The following is a 16,946-nucleotide window of genomic DNA, read 5'->3' on the forward strand; positions in this document are numbered from 1 at the left end:
AGGATGCCCTGCAATGGAATGGCGGTATTAGTGCATATGATGCCAGTCATGGAAGTGGAAGTGCACAAAGAATTACCCATGTAGCAGCCGGTGATGTATCAGAAAATTCAACCGATGCAATTAACGGAGGTCAGTTCTTTGCTCTGTCCAGCTCAGTATCAACCGGTCTGAACAGTCTGCCAACAACTGTTTCATCAGCTGTTACTAGTCAAATCAATTCTATAAGCAGCTCTTTTTCCAGTAATTATCAAACTCTGTCAGGCACTGTAAGCAGTTTGTCAACTGCTTCCAGCAGTATGAAGTCAACTATGACTTATCTGAACGAGCATGCGCTCAAATTTACTGGAGATGGATTTGATGCAGGACAAATCAGCGGTGGTAAGACTCGTGCTTCTTCCGACGATCCCTATCACAAACTTATGAATCTGGCAGATGGTGTCGTTAGTGCAGATTCGCGTGATGCGATAAATGGCGGACAGTTATACAGGGTAAAAACTGATGTGACTGAGTATGGGATACGGTGGATATCTGATGGTATTGGTGCCGATGGGAAAGAACTGCCAACAGGTGCTTATTATGCTACTCGCTACTCGAAAGCACAGAAAATTACCGGTGTTGCCGAAGGTGATGATTCAAAAGAAAATTCTCTTGATGCAGTGAATGGTGGGCAGTTGTGGAAGGTAAAACAAAGTATCACTGCCCTGACAGATAATCTGTCAACCCTGTCATCAACAGTAAGCGGACTGCCTTCCGGCACTATTTCTAATGATCCTGCACTGACGAGTCTGTCAACTGTAATCAGTAGTCAGATTTCTGCTATAGCTGCCGGTTTGGGTAAGCCAAGCGGATATGATCCAGGTACAGGTCAGATTAATCCGCCTAAATACGATATTACTACGCCGTCGGGCAGTGTGGTGTCAGCCAATAATGTAAAAGATGCACTGGAAAATCTGGAAAATTATGGCACTAAATATGCAAAGAGTAACTCAGCAAAAGCAGCCTCAGTCGCACAGGGGGTTGATTCAGTTGCAATAGGCGGTGCATCAATGGCCAGCGGCACCTCAGCAGTTGCCATAGGTGATTCTGCCAGTGCATCGTCAGCCAATGGTGTTGCTCTGGGCAGTCAGGCGAAAGTAACTCAGAGCGGAGGCGTAGCACTTGGATCCGGATCGGTGGCAAATACAGCAGCCGGTAAAGAGGGCTATATACCGGTAACGGCAACGCAGCAGCAGGCAGCAGCAATCCGGGCAACGAAGAGTACAGAAGGAGCGGTATCTGTAGGAGATGCATCGAAAGGTGTATACCGTCAGATAACCGGGGTTGCCGCGGGTACGGCTGATACTGATGCAGTCAATGTGGCTCAGCTTAAGGGTGTGAATAATCAGGTTGGCATGATAAATGAATATGTTAACCAGATGAATGACAACATTCATCATGTTGAGCGTCGTGCCTATTCCGGTACGGCACTGGCCATGGCTCTGTCCGGTGCTTATCTGCCCTCCCTGAATGGTGGTGAACAGACCGTTGGTGTTGGTGTCGGTGCATATCGTGGCTATGGTGCTGTCGGCCTTAACTTTAAGGCAGCAAGTAAGAACGGCAAAGTGACATGGGGTGCAGGTGTTTCTACTACGGGCAAAGAGACAGCTGTTAATTCAGTACTTGGCTTTAAATGGTAAGAAAACCTGATTAAAAGCAGACTTCTGGGTTTTTCCTGTGAAGTCTGTAAATCTTATTTATTGATCACTAATTGTATTTTTACTAAGAATACGGATTAACATGCGTATCGGTATTTCTGTTATTACTCATGCCAATCAGAATATCTGGGAAAATGGCATGAGTCAGAATATTATATTTTTGGTTCAGAGCCTGAAGGCTATTCCGTTTGTTAAAGCAGTTGATCTGATTAATGTGGGCGGGCAGCCGGGAATGGCAGAGCAAATTGATTTAAGTCTGTTTGATTTGCATCTGATGTCGGAACAGGAAGCCACAGATGCTTTTGATGTCATTATTGAACTGGCCGGCGCATTAAGTCCGCACTGGCTGGCGTTGCAGCGGGCACGCGGGAAAAAAGTGGTATTTTATTGTGTTGGTCAGCCTTATGTTGGTCTGGCAGAATACAATGTCTTTGAAAAACCGACCAGTTTTCCGCCGGTAGACCGTTCTGATGAAGTATGGGTTTTGCCTAAAGATAAGGGCTATATTCCGATGCTGCGGACAATGTACCGTTGTCCGGTACATGTTACGCCCTATTTGTGGGATCCGATGTTTGTATCCAGACGTAAGCAGGAAATTTCTGAGCATGGTTTCTATTTTGGCTGGCGCGATAATTTTCAGGATGGTGTTAAAACGCCGTTGAATGTGGCTATTTTCGAGCCTAATATTTCAGTGGTGAAGACTTCATCCATTCCGATGCTGGCCTGTGATGAAGCCTATCGGGCAGAGCCGCAGTCAATAGGTATGATGCATGTGCTCAATACGCTGCATATGAAAGATCATCTGACAATGCTGTATCTGGCCAATTCACTGAATCTGGTAAAAGATCATAAAGCGTGTTTTTACGGCCGCCATGATATTGCCGGTTTTATGGCACAGCATGCCAATGCGGTGGTTTCGCATCAATGGTGCAATGACCAGAATTATTTGTATCTGGATGCACTGTATGGTGATTATCCACTGATTCATAATTCACCCTGGTTAAAAGAGTTTGGTGCCGGCTATTATTATCCGGATTTTAATGCTGCAGAGGCAGGCAGACTGCTTATTCATGCCTGGCAGCATCATGAGGAAAATCTGGGCAGTCAGCGGCAGGCTTCTCAGGCTTTGTTTAAGGCCACTTCACCTCTGACAGAAGCCAATATCGCTGCTCATGCACAATTATTAACTAATCTGTGTGCTGATCGTCCGGAATTATTAAGGAATTAACTCATGTCGTCGGTGTCTTCACTTCGTATCGGTGTTTCAATTTATGTGCGTAAAGGAGCACAGTCGCTGTGGGAAAACGGTATTTTTCAGAATTGTCTGTTTCTGGCGATGCTGTTACAAAAATCACCGGTTGTCAGTAATACTGTGTTGGTTGCCGGTTCCGGTGACGGTGACATGCAGGACGCAATGAATTTTCTGAAGGATTCACCAGTACCAGTAATTGACATGGCCAGTGCTCTGAACGAGCTGGATGTCATGATTGAAATGAGTGCTCAGCTATCCAAAGAGTGGATGATAAGTTTCAAGGCCCAGGGTGGTAAAGTGGTCAGTATGCGGGTAGGTAATGATTATGTGATTGATATTGAACGCATGCTGTTCAATAAACCTTCTGCATTGCTGATTACAGGTGCACCATATGATGAGGTATGGACATTACCTGAGTATGAGAAAAGCTGTATGCCCTATTTTGCCAGTACTTTTCGTACTCCGGTCAGAATTATGCCGCATTTGTGGAGTCCGGTTATTCTGAATAAGGCTTGTGAAAGACTGCCGGAAAATGAGAAGTTCGGATATCGGCCTGGCCGCAGACGCTGGCGTATTGGTATGTTTGAGCCGAATATGTGTATGGTAAAAACCAGTTATATACCTATGCTGGTCTGTGAAAATGCGCATCGTCTGAATCCGGATTTTATTGAACATATCTATGTTTGTAATACTCTGAATCTGAAAGAGCAGAGTGCTTTTAATCTATTTGCCCATAGTCTGAATATTATTCGTCATGGTCTGGCATCGTTTGAAGGCCGTTACCCGATCTGGCAGGTTGTATCACGCTACTGTGAAGCTATTGTTTGTCATCAGTGGGAAAATGCGCAGAATTATCTTTATTATGAAGCTTTATATGGCGGTTATCCGCTGATTCATAATTCGCATCTGATTGGTGATTGCGGGTATCGCTACCATGATTTTGATTGCGAAGAAGGCGGGCAGAAACTGGCAGATGCGTATAAGATGCACGATGAAAATCTTGCCGGTTATCGCGAAAAAGCAACAGCTTTTCTGGCAACTCTGGATCCGGAGGCAGAAAGTAATGTGCGCTGTTATACTAAAGCACTGAAATCTCTGTTTAAAGTATAGATTATCTTAAATTGATCGATATTTTAGTCTAATGTGTCCCTGCATAAAAGCTGCTGCTGATAAAACATATAAAACCGGTTGGTAGTGAAATATTTCCATAAAAAATATGAATTTATCTAATACATCAAATTTGAGTTCCGGCCATGTTCAGGATACCGGAGCCGCGCGCCTGCGTATAGGAATTACTATTGGTCTGAGTCACCCTGAAGAAACGCTGTGGAATAATGGTATTAAACAGAATGCTGTTTTTCTTGCTGAAGCATTGAAAAACTGTCCTAATGTAGATTCTGTGGTTCTGGCTAATACAACAGATGTGCCGATTACTTCACGCTTACCATGGGATTTGGAGAGATGGCCGACCAAAAGTTTTATTGAGGTCAAGGATCAGATAGATGTATTGATTGAACTGGGCGGGCAGATTAGTGCTGAACAAACGGCTTATATTAAAGACCGGGGTGTACACCTGATTTCTTACTGCTGCGGTTTTGAATATATCCATATGATGGAGTCGGTTTTGTTTGCCCGCAATATGGGCGGGGCCAACCTGTTTATTAATCAGCGTTATGATGATATCTGGATGATTCCGCAGGTAGCCAATTGCAGTCGGGCTTATTTTGAAATATTCCGCCGCCACGAAGCACGTGTCGTGCCATTTGTGTGGAGTCCGGTCTTCCTGAATCAGAAGACCGCAGCTATGCCTTTTCAGGGTTTATGGCAGGTTCCGGTATCCGGTAAAGGCTGGCGTTTGTCGGTTATGGAGCCGAATATCGATGTGGTTAAATTCTGCCTGTATCCGATTCTGATTGCTGAAATAGTCTATCGTGATAAACCGGAATCTATTGATATTTTGCAGGTTTGTAATGCTTTGCCGATGGCTCAGAAATCCATGGAATTCATTGCGCTGATGAATCAGCTGGATATTGTGAAAAAGCACAAATCAGTATTTCTGGGGCGTTATGATACACCGACATTTCTGGCAACCAATACAGATGCGGTAATATCTCATCAATGGGAAAATCCGCTAAATTATTTCTATCTGGAAGTGTGCTGGCAGGGATATCCTTTGATTCATAATGCTGAGCTGATTTCAGATCTTGGCTATTATTATCAGGGTAATGATGTGCAAGCGGGTGCTAAACAGTTGCTATCTGCGATGAATGAGCATGCTGATAACTCAGCTCATTATATAGATGAGCAGCGGCGGCAGATTGCCCGCTTTCTGCCGGATAATACTGATTTAGTGGCCGGCTATTCTGCGTTACTGACAGAACTGAAAGCCAGACCACTTCGCTAATTGCTATTTATTTTCCTGCATAAACGTATTGATATTATCCTCCAGCATGCTACAGATACGCTGTATGGCTTCTTCGCTGCCCCATGCCATATGCGGGGTAATAATCAGGTTAGGCAGGTGAGCTCGCAGTAACGGATTGCCATGTACCGGTGGTTCTTCGCTAAGTACATCTACGCCTGCTCCGCCTAACTGACCATATTTCAAAGCCGCAACCAGTGGCTGTTCTGCAACCAGACCACCTCGTCCGACATTAATCAGTACGGCTTGCGGCTTCATCATTTTTAATTCCGCTTCATCAATCATATTGCGGGTTTGTTCATTCAGCGGGCAATGCAGGGAAATTACATCAGCTTGTTGTAATAGCTGGGTAAATGGGGTATAGCCATCCCGGCAACTGCTGGCGTTTTTGTGTTCTCCCCAGAGAACATGCATTCCGAATGCTTGCGCCCGTGCAGCTAAAGCCTGTCCGATGCCACCTTTCCCGAAAATTCCCAGTGTTTTGCCGTTCAAATCATGTATAGGTGCACCGAAATGGCAGAAAAAAGGGCTGTTTTCCCATAAGCCGGCAGCGACATCGCGCTGATAAGCAGGTAACTGGCGCATCAGTGCCAGAATCAGCATCATGGCATGTTCGGCAACCGTATCGTTTCCATAACCGCGAACATTACGAATACCGACATTGTGTTGTTGTGCTGTTTGCCGGTCAATGTGATCCAGACCGGTAGCCGGAACCGCAATTAACTGTAAGTGCGGACTATTGCGAATAGCTTCAGCATTAATTCGCACTTTATTGGATACAACAATATTTGCCTGAGCAATCCGGCCGGCTACTTCATCCGGGTTGGTATGGCTATAGCTGGTAATGTGATGAGGAAATTTGAAGTTAAACGGATATTCGGGCAGGGTTGTACGGTCCAGAAAAACGATTTCGCTGGTAGTCATATTATCTCCTGTTAATTGAAAAGCCTGCTATGGACAATAACATGCATGGGTTGAATGTCTGTGTTACAGTGTACGCTAATTTATTAATCAAGGATGAATGAATATGGATCTGGTGATTGAAGATTTGCAGCAGGGTACGGGTACGGAAGCTCAAAAGGGTAAGGAGATTACGGTACATTATACTGGTATGCTGGAAGACGGTACGGTGTTTGATTCCAGTGTTACCCGTCAGCAGCCGTTAACATTTACTCTGGGTGCGGGTATGGTTATTGCCGGCTGGGATGAAGGATTTAATGGTATGAAAGTAGGCGGTAAACGCAAGCTGACTATTCCGCCGCATATGGCTTATGGCAGCCGGGGTGCAGGTGGTGTGATTCCGCCTAATGCCACACTGATTTTTGATGTGGAATTGTTGCAGGTTGATGATTAAGCTGTTGCACGCTGATTTTGCTCAGGCAGCTGTTTCAGGCTGCCTGAACTGTTTTAATAAGCAGGGATTCTGATGATGGAAACTAATCCGACTATTGCTGCCATTGCGACTGCTCCGGGACGTGGTGGCGTAGGCGTAGTACGTTTATCCGGTAAAAATCTGTTGTCTCTGGCACAAAAATTAAGTGGTGGAAAAACACCGGTGCCGCGCAAAGTGATGTATACCGATTTTGTTGATGAGCAGGATACGGTTATTGATAATGGTTTGTTGTTGTATTTTGCAGAGCCGGCCAGCTTTACCGGTGAAGATGTAATTGAGTTGCAGGGGCATGGCGGACCAGTGGTGTTGCAGATGCTATTGCAGCGCTGTCTGCAACTGGGTGCGCGGCTGGCAGAGCCGGGTGAATTTACTAAACGTGCCTTTTTAAATAATAAGCTGGATCTGGCACAGGCTGAAAGTGTGGCTGATCTGATTGATGCTTCCAGTCAGTCGGCCGCACGGATGGCGGTACGCAGTTTAAAGGGTGCTTTTTCTGAAGAAATTCACCGGCTGGTTGATGATCTGATTACTTTGCGTATGCTGGTGGAGGCAACTCTGGATTTTCCGGAGGAGGACATCGATTTTCTTCAGGTCGCAGATGCAAGCGGCAAGCTTAAGCAGTTACGTGACCGTCTGGACAAGGTATTACAGCACGCACAGCAAGGCGCACTACTGCGTGAAGGAATGAATGTGGTACTGGTGGGTGCGCCTAATGTAGGTAAATCAAGTCTGCTTAATGCACTGGCTGGCGACGATATAGCCATTGTTACTGATATCGCCGGTACAACCAGGGATACAGTAAGGGAACAGATTACTCTGGACGGGGTACCTGTCCATATTATTGATACAGCCGGTCTGCGTGAAACAGAAGATGTGGTTGAACGTATTGGTATTGAGCGCAGTCAGCAGGCTGTACAGCAGGCAGATGTAGCGCTGATATTGATTGACCAGCGTGAAGGACTCAATGCCACTACTGCGGCAATTCTGGCGCAGTTACCGGCCAGTTTGCACAAAATCGAAGTACACAACAAGATTGATTTAACAGGAGAAGCAGCCAGCTGTGTTTCACGTGAAACGGGAAAATTGCGGGCATTCACGGATGCCGGTCAGGTCATTGCTTTGTCGGCCAGAACAGGTGAAGGGCTGGACTTATTGCGTCAGGCTTTATTGCAGCAGGTAGGCTGGCAGGGTGAAAGTGAAGGGCTTTTTCTGGCACGAACACGCCACATTCAGGCGCTTGAACAGGCCAAAGAGGAGCTGTTAAATGCCAGTATGTGTCAGGAAAATCAGATTGAATTGTTTGCAGAGCATTTGCGTCTGGCGCAGAATGCATTGAATGAGATTACTGGTGAATTCAGTGCCGATGATTTGCTGGGTGTTATATTCAGCCGTTTTTGTATTGGTAAATAAATTTTACACAGTTATTATTACTAAATGAAAGCACTAACTATCAATTTTAACGGATAGTTAGTGCTTTTTTGCTTTACTGGTTAAAGAGGCTGTATTAAAGCAAATCTTGGCAGTAGTTGTCCGTTAACACTTATGGTTTCATTAAACATACTTTTGGGACGTACCCAGGTTGAATAATCGCCGTACAGGCACTGATAAATAACCAGTTCTTCTTCGGTTTCACTGTGGCGTGCTGTACCGGTAACCTGATAAAGCCTGCCTTTATAGTGCTGATAAATGCCTCGTTGCATAGATATTTCCTGCATAGTCAGATACTGCCGGAGAGCGCCGGCTGTCAGAGGTGTTATAACTAAAATCTCTTTAATTACAACTCGGTATTCTTTTGGCTGAAAGCCGATTAATTATACAATGGTTTGAATGAATTATAACAAGATGCCATATTAAGGAATACTGTAAATGAATAATGACCCGCGAGCCAAAATGCCAGATGCACCATTGGCCGACAATGAACGGCTGAAAGGTGAAAGTAATTATTTATACGGGCAGATTGCTGCCGATTTACATGACGGGATTACCGGCGGGTTTAATGGTGATGATTTTCAGCTGATTCGTTTTCATGGTATGTACGAGCAGGATGACCGCGATGTCCGTGCCCAGCGACAGGCAGCCAGGCTGGAACCGTTGAAAAATGTAATGATGCGCTGCCGTCTGCCCGGCGGAATTATTACCCCGAAACAATGGCTGGGAATTGATGAATTTGCTACTGCACATACACTTTATGGCAGTATTCGTCTGACTACACGCCAGACATTTCAGTTTCATGGCGTGCTGAAACCTGATATTAAACCGATGCATCAGTGGCTGCATCAGCTCGGTCTGGATTCAATTGCTACCGCCGGTGATATTAATCGTAATGTGTTGTGCACCAGTAACCCGATTGAAAGCAGCTTGCATCGTGAAGCCTATGAGTGGGCGTGTAAGATTTCTGAGCATTTACTGCCGCGAACACATGCTTATGCTGATATCTGGCTGGATGGTGAAAAGGTGCTTAGTTCAGAACCGGCTGCACCATTGTCAGATGGTGTGAGTAATGATGCAGTCGAACCGATCAACGGTAAGACTTATTTGCCACGTAAATTTAAAACTGCTCTGGTTATTCCGCCACTGAATGATGTGGATTTACATGCCAATGATTTGAATTTTGTCGCTATTGGTGAGGGCGGTCATCTTGTTGGTTTTAATGTACTGGTAGGCGGCGGGCTGTCTATTGATCATGGTAATCAGCGTACGTTCCCGAATACTGCTAAGGATTTTGGTTTTATTCCGGTAGAGCAGGCAGTGCGGTGTGCTGAGGCTGTGGTTACTACCCAGCGCGACTGGGGTAATCGCAGTGATCGCAAAAATGCACGTACACGTTACACTTTGCAGCGTGTAGGCGCAGAAGTATTTAAAGAGGAGGTTGAGCGCCGGCAGGGTTTTAAATTTGCTGCCAGCCGCCCTTATGAACTCACTGAGCGCGGTGATCGCATTGGCTGGGTACAAGGGGAAGACGAACGCTGGCATCTGACCTTATTTATTGAAAACGGCCGTTTACTTGACTATCCTGACCGGCCACTGAAAACCGGTATGCGTGAATTAGCCAGAATTCATAAAGGTGATTTCCGCCTGACAGCGAATCAGAATGTGATTATTGCCGGTGTGCATGCTGAAGATAAGGATGAAATTGAACGGATTGCCCGTAAATATAAACTCATTGACGATGAAATCACGGAACAGCGTAAAAACAGTATGGCCTGTGTGGCTTTTCCAACCTGTCCGCTGGCTATGGCTGAATCTGAACGGTTTTTATCCGGTTTCATTGATCAGGTCGATGCGCTTATGGCGCAATATGGTTTGTCTAAGGAGCATATTATTCTGCGGGTAACCGGTTGTCCGAATAACTGCGGCCGTGCGTTACTGGCTGAAATCGGGCTGATAGGCAAAGCAGTCGGCCGTTATAATCTGTACGTTGGCGGTAACCGGGCTGGCACTCGTATTCCGCGTTTGTTCCGCGAGAATATTACAGTTGATGAAGTGCTGGCTATCTTGCAGGATTGGATTGCGCGCTGGGCACACGGGTGTAATAATGCTGAGGATTTTGGTGATTTTGCTATTCGTACCGGTATTGTTAAACCGGTAGTGGATGCCGCAGTAGATTTCTGGGATGCAGATAAAGTTTCAGTGTAAATGATTAATCAGAAAAGAGAAATTTCTGTGATTTAATTAAATAGTCCGGATACCTGATAACAGGTCCGGACTATTTTTATGTATGGATGGTGTCAGATTATGGCTGCTGATTGGCATAAATCTGATCAAATATACCGCCATCGCTGAAAAAGCGTTGTTGAGCTTCTTTCCAGCCACCAAATTCTTGATCAATGGTCACCAGTTGCAGGCTGGGAAACTGGTGTCGGTATTCTGCCATGATTTTCGGATTTACTGGTCTGAAATAACTTTGTGCTATCAGACGCTGGGCACTGTCACTATACAGATATTGCAGATAGGCAGTGGCCAGCCGGCGTTTATCCGGGGTAAGAACATTACTGTCAACAACGGCTACCGGTGGTTCACATAAAATTGAAAGTGACGGTGTGACGATTTCAAATTCGTCAGGAGACTGCTTGAGTGCCAGTCTGGCTTCATTTTCCCATGCCAGTAATACATCGCCGAGCTGTCGGTGGGTAAAGGTGATGGTAGCGGCACGTGCTCCGGTATCCATCATGGGTACATGCCGGAGTAACGCTTGCAGATATGCCTGAGCACTGGCATCACTACCGTTTGGCTGATGCTTCGCCCAAGCCCATGCAGCGAGAAAATTCCAGCGTGCACCACCAGATGTTTTAGGATTAGGTGTGATAATCTGAACATTGTTACGGATCAGATCTCCCCAGTCGCGGATGTGTTTGGGATTGCCCTTACGCACCAGAAAAACAATGGTAGAGGTATAGGGGGTGCTGTTATGGGGTAAACGCTGCTGCCAGTCCGGTTGCAGTAATGTTTTTTTGCCACGGTTCAGAGCATTGATGTCTCCGGCCAGTGCCAGTGTCACCACATCGGCTTTAAGACCATTCTGTACAGCAATAGCCTGTTTACCGGAACCTCCGTTGGACTGGCGGATATGCACTTTCTGACCGGTTTGCTGATACCAGTAGTTTTCAAAATCAGTATTGTAGTGCTGATACAATTCACGTGTAGCATCGTAGGAAGCGTTCAGCAGAGTTGCTCTGCTGCCGGAGTTGTTATCGCAAGATGTCAGACCTGCAATTATTGCTGCCAGCAGACCGTAGCGCCAGAATATATTCATGCCGGAAAATAGGTTTTAGACGAGGTTTTAATGTAGCAATGCTGGTGCGGGTACGGAAATACTGTTTTTTTGTTTCTTTATAACCAAAAGCAAGATAGCAGTCTGATAATCAGATGGAATGTAAGTAGTGAGGGCTGTGAATTTGAAAAAGTTGGCTTAGGCTGTTATAAACCGCTTTTAATTTTTTTATCTGTTTAATTGAGAAAGTTACATGAAGAGCCGGAATGCGGATGTTGCAGCTGAACAAAAGCTGTTAACACGGGAAGATGTGCGTACGCTGATGCTGTCATCCTTTGGTGGGGCGCTGGAATTTTATGATTTTGTCATTTATGTTTTTTATGCCAAAGTGCTGTCTGAACTGTTTTTTCCGGCAGGTTTAAATCCATTCTGGGCGCTGCTGAATACTTACGGAATTTTTGCTGCCGGTTATCTGTTTCGTCCGCTGGGCGGTATTGTAATGGCGCATTTTGGTGATTTATTCGGGCGCAAACGTTTGTTTGCATTGTCTATTATGATGATGGCTTTACCTACGTTATGTCTGGGTCTGATGCCTACTTTTGCTACTATCGGCTATGCAGCTCCTATACTGCTATTAGTATTACGCATGATACAGGGTGTGGCTATTGGCGGAGAAATTCCGGCAGCCTGGACTTTTGTGTCTGAGCATGTACCTGAAAAACGTATTGGTATGGCAAATGGTTTTCTCACAGGCGGGCTGTCGCTGGGAATATTACTGGGCTCTCTGATTGCGCTGGGTATGGCAAAACTTTTCAGTAGTGAAGCTATTCTGAACGGAGCATGGCGCATACCTTTTATTATTGGCGGGCTGTTTGGGCTGCTGACTCTGTATTTACGCAGCTATCTGCATGAAACGCCGGTTTTCAAAGCAATGCAGCAACGCAAGGAGCTGGTAACGGAAATGCCAGTTAAAGTTCTGGTTTCTAAACATAAAACTGCTGTATCTATTGGCATGCTGCTTACCTGGTTTCTGACTGGCTGTATTGTGGTGATTTTGCTGGCTATGCCGCAGTTATTAACCGGCAGTTTCGGATTTTCCAGTACGCAGGCATTTGAAATGCAGAGTATGGCTATTGTGATGCAAATGCTGGGCTGTGTGATTTATGGTTTGCTGGCTGATCGGCTGGGTACTGGACGGGTACTGATTGGCGGAATTGTGTTTACAGGTGTAATGACAGCGCTATTTTATCCGGCACTGGGCAAATACAGTGATAGCCTGATTTTTATTCTGTACCTGTTGCTGGGACTGGCTGCTGGTGTGGCCGGTATTGTTTCAGCTGCCATGATACGAATGTTTCCGCCGGCTATACGGTTTACAGGGATTTCTTTTTCCTACAATGTGGCTTACGCTATTGTCGGCGGTTTAACCTTGCCTCTGGTGCAGTGGTTAAGCCGTTTTAGTCCGATTGGCGCAATGTATTATATTCTGCCTTTATGTGTAGTAGGTATACTGGCTGCCGGAGTATTTCAAAGTCGTTACCGGTGATGCTGTAGCTGCATCGTAACAGATATAAAAAAGCTGCTTTATCCGCAAGTATATATTGCATCGGGATAAAGCAGCTTTTTGTCTATAATTCTATATCAGGCATTGCCGGCGTTAGCCTGTTCAGCCTGATACATAGCTTCGAAATTGATCGGAGCCAGCAATACCGGCGGGAAGCCGGAGCGTGTAATGGTATTAGATACAGTTTCGCGTGCATAAGGGAACAGAATATTCGGAGCAGCTACAGCCAGCAGCAGCTCTACATCTTCATCCGGGATGTTGGCAATGCGGAAGATACCGCTTTGTGCCACTTCATTCAGAAACAATACACGTTCTTCAGTCATTTTTGCAGTAACGGTAACAGTTACTGTCACATTATAAAATTCATCTTCCAGTTTTTCAGAAGCAGAAGTAACACGCATTTCAATTTGTGGTTCTCCGCTTTCCAGAAAGATCTGTGGCGCATGCGGTACTTCCAGTGATAAATCTTTCAGATAAATTTTTTCAATACTGAATACCGGTTGTTGTGAGGTTTGTTCTGGTGTTTTTTCTTTTTTGCTCATGCTTTTCTTTCAACAAGGGAATAAAATTAATATTGCAGATTTCATCTGGTTGTACCGGATGAAAAGTGAAAAAAGATAGTACGTGCTTAACCTGCGAGCAGAGCGTCTAGTTTACCTGCTTGATTCAAAGCATTCAAATCATCAAAGCCGCCGACATGTACCTCACCGATATAAATCTGCGGAACAGTCCGGCGGCCGGTACGCTGCATCATCTGCTCTCGGATTTGCGCATCCGTATCAATCCGGATCTCATTGATATCGGTTACACCTTTTTGTTTGAATAATGCTTTGGCCATCTGGCAATAAGGGCATACCCCGGTGGTATACATGGTAATCGGTTGCATTGCAGTGTCCTTGGTTGCATACAGATATAGTTAGAAAAGGGTAGCATACCGCGAACTGGAGATACTGAACAGGTGCAGGCTTTCTTTGGCAGTATGCTGCGGTATAATTGGTTAATATTCATATAACAAACGGACATGTAGAGATGATTCGTTTTGAGCAGGTTTCAAAAACGTATCCCGGCGGTTTTACTGCCCTGAAAAACCTGAGTTTTTCTATCAGCAAAGGTGAAATGATTTTTATTGCAGGCCATTCCGGTGCGGGTAAGTCAACAATTCTTAAACTGATCAGCGGTATTGTTAAACCCACTAAGGGCAAGGTCTGGCTGAATAATCAGGATTTGGGGCGATTAAACGATAACCAGCTCGGTTATTTGCGTCAGCATATCGGTATCGTTTTTCAGGATCATAAATTATTATTTGACCGTAATGTGTTGCAAAATGTGATGTTACCTCTGCGTATCACCGGTTATGAGCGTAAACAGGCTGAGCGGCGGGCGCGGATAGCGATTGAAAAAGTTGGTCTGAGCGGACGTGAACTGGCTGATCCGATTACTTTGTCCGGCGGCGAGCAGCAGCGGTTGTGTATTGCGCGTGCTGTGGTGCATCAGCCCAGCCTGCTGATTGCAGATGAACCGTCTGCCAATCTGGACAGAGCCTATGCACTGGATATTATGGAACTGTTTAAAACATTTCATGAGGCCGGTACTACGATTATGGTGGCAGCACATGATGAAACATTAATGGCAGACTACGGACACCGTATTATCCGCTTACAGGAAGGCAGGTTATACGCATGATCCAGTTTATTTCTCTGCATAAAGAAGCGGCATGCAAGGCATTGCGTCAATTACTGCGTCAGCCGGTAGCAACCCTGCTGATTTTACTTATGCTGGCCATTGCCATGACTTTACCGCTGGCTCTGTATCTGGGTGTACAGAGCGGTCAGCAGGTACTGGGGCAGATGAATGAAGTGCCTACCATGACACTTTATATGCAGATTAATGCCACTGCCAGTGATAATCATACCGTTGAAAAAGCCTTAAAGGCCAATAAACAACTTGAAAAAGTAGTATTTGTGAGTAAACAGCAAGGGCTGGAAGAGTTGCAGCGCAGCATGGGTAATCAGGATTTGGTTTCAATGCTTGACAGTAACCCTCTGCCGGATGCATTCACGGTTACGCCGCAGGCAGGTTCGCCGGAAGAACTGACTGCCTTACAGACTCAGCTCGAACAATTACCTATGGTTGAAAGCGTAAAAATGGATGCTGAGTGGATGCAGACGCTGTATCAGATTAATCAGTTTATCCATCAGTTGTTGTGGTTTCTGGCCATTACACTGGGTTTGGCTTTTGCTCTGGTTGCTTACAATACTATCCGGTTACAAATTCTCAGCCATCGGGAAGAAATCGAAATTACCAAACTGCTGGGCGCTCCGGCATCATTTATCCGCCGGCCGTTTCTGTATCTGGCTATCTGGCAGAGCCTGCTGGCTGCGGCAATCAGCATTGGTTTGTGTTACTGGCTTAATTATCAGGCCCAGCCTTTACTCAGTGCGATTTTGCAGCCGTATGGCGTGCATGTTGTCTGGCGTTTTTTCAATCTATGGGAAATACTGGCTATTATGCTGGTAGTCTGCGGATTGGGTATGCTGGGCGCATGGCTGGCTACGCGTCAGCATTTGCTTAGCTTTAAATCAGTACGGTAAAAAATTATCCCCGCAAATAGCGGGGATAATTTTAAGGTATCACACATTAGTGTCGATACTGTTTACTTTTGCTGACGTGCCTGTGCAGCCTGTGCCAGTAAGGCAAGCATAGTTTCTGTTTCTTCCCAGCCAATACAGGCATCGGTAATACTCTGACCGTAATTTTCCGGGTTATCCTGTCGTCCGGCCATCAGATTACTTTCTACCATTACGCCCATAATGTGCTGTTCACCTGCCTGAATCTGTGCGGCAATATCCTGTGCTACCTCCATTTGCCGGCGGTAATCCTTGCGGCTGTTGGCATGGCTGCAATCGATCATCAGATTAGGAGTAACCTGATTTTTGTTCAGTTCATTTACCGCCGCCTGTACATATTCATGGCTGTAATTAGGCTCTTTACCGCCACGCAGAATGATGTGGCAGTCAGGATTGCCGCTGGTGCGTACAATGGCTGAATGACCGGCCTTGGTTACTGAAAGAAAATGATGCGGATGGCTGGAAGCACCAATGGCATCAATAGCAATTTTCAGATTGCCGTCAGTACCATTTTTGAAACCTACCGGACAGCTTAAACCTGAGGCCAGCTCACGGTGTACCTGACTTTCGGTTGTACGGGCACCGATTGCTCCCCATGAAATCAGGTCGGCAAAATACTGCGGAGTAATCATGTCCAGAAATTCAGTAGCTGCCGGCATCCCCATATTGTTTAATTCCAGCAGCAGTTTACGTGCCAGACGCAAACCATAGTTAATATCATAGGAACCATCAATATGCGGATCGTTAATAAATCCTTTCCAGCCTACCGTAGTACGCGGTTTTTCAAAGTAAACCCGCATAACAATCAGTAATTCTTGCGCATATTTTTCACGTAATACATTCAGACGCTGAGCGTATTCAATTGCAGCTGCCGGATCATGGATAGAACACGGACCGATAATCACCAGTAGACGTTTATCTCTGCCATGTACCAGATCAGCAATAGCATGGCGTGTATTGTGTACTACCTCAGAGGCCTGTTCTGTAATGGGCAATTCGTATAAATGAGCAATGGGTGGCAACAGTTCCTTAATTTCTTTAATTCTGACATCATCAATTGGGCGGGATGCTACCTGATTCATAGTAATTCCTGTCTGACTCTATTATTTTAAATTTTTCGTGATTTATCCATCAGGCTATAATGAATATGCTTAAAAAGCAAGGACAAAACTTTGGTAAAGATATATTATTGCTTAAATTCGGATTTAAATAACATTTAATTATTTTTTATGATGATTTTTTATAAATTATCGGAATAATATACCAATAATAACCATTATATT

General features: G+C 45.3%; 16 protein-coding genes. 10 read left to right on the top strand and 6 right to left on the bottom strand.

Going from position 1 to position 16,946, the window contains the following annotated elements; all coding sequences use genetic code 11:
* The 4 genes from H3V11_RS11170 to H3V11_RS11185 all read left to right on the top strand — a co-directional run.
* Window positions 1–1,676: YadA family autotransporter adhesin (locus H3V11_RS11170; protein ID WP_370570188.1), on the top strand; the 1,676-nt coding region annotated here is incomplete at its 5' end.
* Between the two features lie 100 nt (window positions 1,677–1,776).
* Entirely contained in the window at window positions 1,777–2,922 is a 1,146-nt protein-coding gene (locus H3V11_RS11175; protein WP_110413709.1) for a DUF2827 domain-containing protein, read from the top strand.
* Window positions 2,923–2,925: 3 nt separating this feature from the next.
* Window positions 2,926–4,056, top strand: coding sequence for a DUF2827 domain-containing protein (locus tag H3V11_RS11180; RefSeq protein ID WP_198190487.1), 1,131 nt, complete (start codon window positions 2,926–2,928; stop codon window positions 4,054–4,056).
* 106 nt (window positions 4,057–4,162) lie between these two features.
* Entirely contained in the window at window positions 4,163–5,350 is a 1,188-nt protein-coding gene (locus H3V11_RS11185) for a DUF2827 domain-containing protein (RefSeq protein WP_198225031.1), read from the top strand.
* Window positions 5,351–5,353: 3 nt separating this feature from the next.
* Here H3V11_RS11185 and H3V11_RS11190 read toward each other — a convergent pair whose 3' ends face one another.
* Window positions 5,354–6,292 (bottom strand): D-2-hydroxyacid dehydrogenase, encoded by a 939-nt coding sequence (locus H3V11_RS11190; protein ID WP_198225033.1) that lies wholly within the window; start codon window positions 6,290–6,292, stop codon window positions 5,354–5,356.
* 103 nt (window positions 6,293–6,395) lie between these two features.
* On the opposite strand from H3V11_RS11190, the gene H3V11_RS11195 reads away from it, so the two are divergent.
* Together H3V11_RS11195 and mnmE are read left to right on the top strand one after the other, a co-directional pair.
* Entirely contained in the window at window positions 6,396–6,722 is a 327-nt protein-coding gene (locus H3V11_RS11195; protein ID WP_025329671.1) for an FKBP-type peptidyl-prolyl cis-trans isomerase, read from the top strand.
* 72 nt (window positions 6,723–6,794) lie between these two features.
* Entirely contained in the window at window positions 6,795–8,171 is a 1,377-nt protein-coding gene (gene mnmE, locus H3V11_RS11200; protein ID WP_198225035.1) for a tRNA uridine-5-carboxymethylaminomethyl(34) synthesis GTPase MnmE, read from the top strand.
* Between the two features lie 80 nt (window positions 8,172–8,251).
* On the opposite strand, the gene H3V11_RS11205 is transcribed toward mnmE, so the two are convergent.
* Window positions 8,252–8,461 (bottom strand): DUF1653 domain-containing protein, encoded by a 210-nt coding sequence (locus H3V11_RS11205; protein ID WP_198190489.1) that lies wholly within the window; start codon window positions 8,459–8,461, stop codon window positions 8,252–8,254.
* A gap of 166 nt (window positions 8,462–8,627) precedes the next feature.
* Between H3V11_RS11205 and cysI the strand changes: the two genes are divergently transcribed.
* Window positions 8,628–10,397, top strand: a complete 1,770-nt coding sequence (gene cysI, locus H3V11_RS11210; protein ID WP_198225045.1) for an assimilatory sulfite reductase (NADPH) hemoprotein subunit — start codon at window positions 8,628–8,630, stop codon at window positions 10,395–10,397.
* A 97-nt stretch (window positions 10,398–10,494) separates the two neighbouring features.
* Here cysI and H3V11_RS11215 read toward each other — a convergent pair whose 3' ends face one another.
* Window positions 10,495–11,514 carry a sulfate ABC transporter substrate-binding protein gene (locus H3V11_RS11215; protein ID WP_078474561.1) on the bottom strand — a complete coding sequence of 340 codons (1,020 nt, stop codon included), beginning with the start codon at window positions 11,512–11,514 and terminating at the stop codon, window positions 10,495–10,497.
* 211 nt (window positions 11,515–11,725) lie between these two features.
* On the opposite strand from H3V11_RS11215, the gene H3V11_RS11220 reads away from it, so the two are divergent.
* A complete protein-coding gene (locus tag H3V11_RS11220) occupies window positions 11,726–13,018 on the top strand; it encodes an MFS transporter (protein WP_025329676.1) in 1,293 nt (430 codons plus the stop codon).
* 95 nt (window positions 13,019–13,113) lie between these two features.
* Here H3V11_RS11220 and secB read toward each other — a convergent pair whose 3' ends face one another.
* Together secB and grxC are read right to left on the bottom strand one after the other, a co-directional pair.
* A complete protein-coding gene (secB, locus tag H3V11_RS11225; protein ID WP_084550590.1) occupies window positions 13,114–13,578 on the bottom strand; it encodes a protein-export chaperone SecB in 465 nt (154 codons plus the stop codon).
* A gap of 86 nt (window positions 13,579–13,664) precedes the next feature.
* Entirely contained in the window at window positions 13,665–13,922 is a 258-nt protein-coding gene (gene grxC, locus H3V11_RS11230; RefSeq protein WP_084550587.1) for a glutaredoxin 3, read from the bottom strand.
* Window positions 13,923–14,065: 143 nt separating this feature from the next.
* Here grxC and ftsE point away from each other — a divergent pair, with 143 nt between their 5' ends.
* Together ftsE and ftsX are read left to right on the top strand one after the other, a co-directional pair.
* On the top strand, window positions 14,066–14,719 hold the full coding sequence (ftsE, locus tag H3V11_RS11235) for a cell division ATP-binding protein FtsE (RefSeq protein WP_025329679.1): 654 nt from the start codon (window positions 14,066–14,068) through the stop codon (window positions 14,717–14,719).
* A complete protein-coding gene (gene ftsX / locus H3V11_RS11240; RefSeq protein WP_198225065.1) occupies window positions 14,710–15,627 on the top strand; it encodes a permease-like cell division protein FtsX in 918 nt (305 codons plus the stop codon). The genes ftsE and ftsX overlap by 10 nt, the downstream gene beginning before the upstream one ends.
* A 62-nt stretch (window positions 15,628–15,689) precedes the next feature.
* On the opposite strand, the gene aroG is transcribed toward ftsX, so the two are convergent.
* Window positions 15,690–16,745, bottom strand: coding sequence for a 3-deoxy-7-phosphoheptulonate synthase AroG (gene aroG, locus H3V11_RS11245; RefSeq protein ID WP_084563994.1), 1,056 nt, complete (start codon window positions 16,743–16,745; stop codon window positions 15,690–15,692).
* Between the last annotated feature and the right edge of the window lie 201 nt (window positions 16,746–16,946).

This window comes from Snodgrassella sp. W8158 (assembly GCF_016100435.1).
Taxonomy (GTDB): domain Bacteria; phylum Pseudomonadota; class Gammaproteobacteria; order Burkholderiales; family Neisseriaceae; genus Snodgrassella; species Snodgrassella alvi.

Coding starts and splice junctions, on each gene's coding strand:
- H3V11_RS11175 (WP_110413709.1), top strand. CDS start 1,777: ATGCGTATCGGTATTTCTGTTATTACTCATGCCAATCAGAATATCTGG.
- H3V11_RS11180 (WP_198190487.1), top strand. CDS start 2,926: ATGTCGTCGGTGTCTTCACTTCGTATCGGTGTTTCAATTTATGTGCGT.
- H3V11_RS11185 (WP_198225031.1), top strand. CDS start 4,163: ATGAATTTATCTAATACATCAAATTTGAGTTCCGGCCATGTTCAGGAT.
- H3V11_RS11190 (WP_198225033.1), bottom strand. CDS start 6,292: ATGACTACCAGCGAAATCGTTTTTCTGGACCGTACAACCCTGCCCGAA.
- H3V11_RS11195 (WP_025329671.1), top strand. CDS start 6,396: ATGGATCTGGTGATTGAAGATTTGCAGCAGGGTACGGGTACGGAAGCT.
- mnmE (WP_198225035.1), top strand. CDS start 6,795: ATGATGGAAACTAATCCGACTATTGCTGCCATTGCGACTGCTCCGGGA.
- H3V11_RS11205 (WP_198190489.1), bottom strand. CDS start 8,461: ATGCAACGAGGCATTTATCAGCACTATAAAGGCAGGCTTTATCAGGTT.
- cysI (WP_198225045.1), top strand. CDS start 8,628: ATGAATAATGACCCGCGAGCCAAAATGCCAGATGCACCATTGGCCGAC.
- H3V11_RS11215 (WP_078474561.1), bottom strand. CDS start 11,514: ATGAATATATTCTGGCGCTACGGTCTGCTGGCAGCAATAATTGCAGGT.
- H3V11_RS11220 (WP_025329676.1), top strand. CDS start 11,726: ATGAAGAGCCGGAATGCGGATGTTGCAGCTGAACAAAAGCTGTTAACA.
- secB (WP_084550590.1), bottom strand. CDS start 13,578: ATGAGCAAAAAAGAAAAAACACCAGAACAAACCTCACAACAACCGGTA.
- grxC (WP_084550587.1), bottom strand. CDS start 13,922: ATGCAACCGATTACCATGTATACCACCGGGGTATGCCCTTATTGCCAG.
- ftsE (WP_025329679.1), top strand. CDS start 14,066: ATGATTCGTTTTGAGCAGGTTTCAAAAACGTATCCCGGCGGTTTTACT.
- aroG (WP_084563994.1), bottom strand. CDS start 16,745: ATGAATCAGGTAGCATCCCGCCCAATTGATGATGTCAGAATTAAAGAA.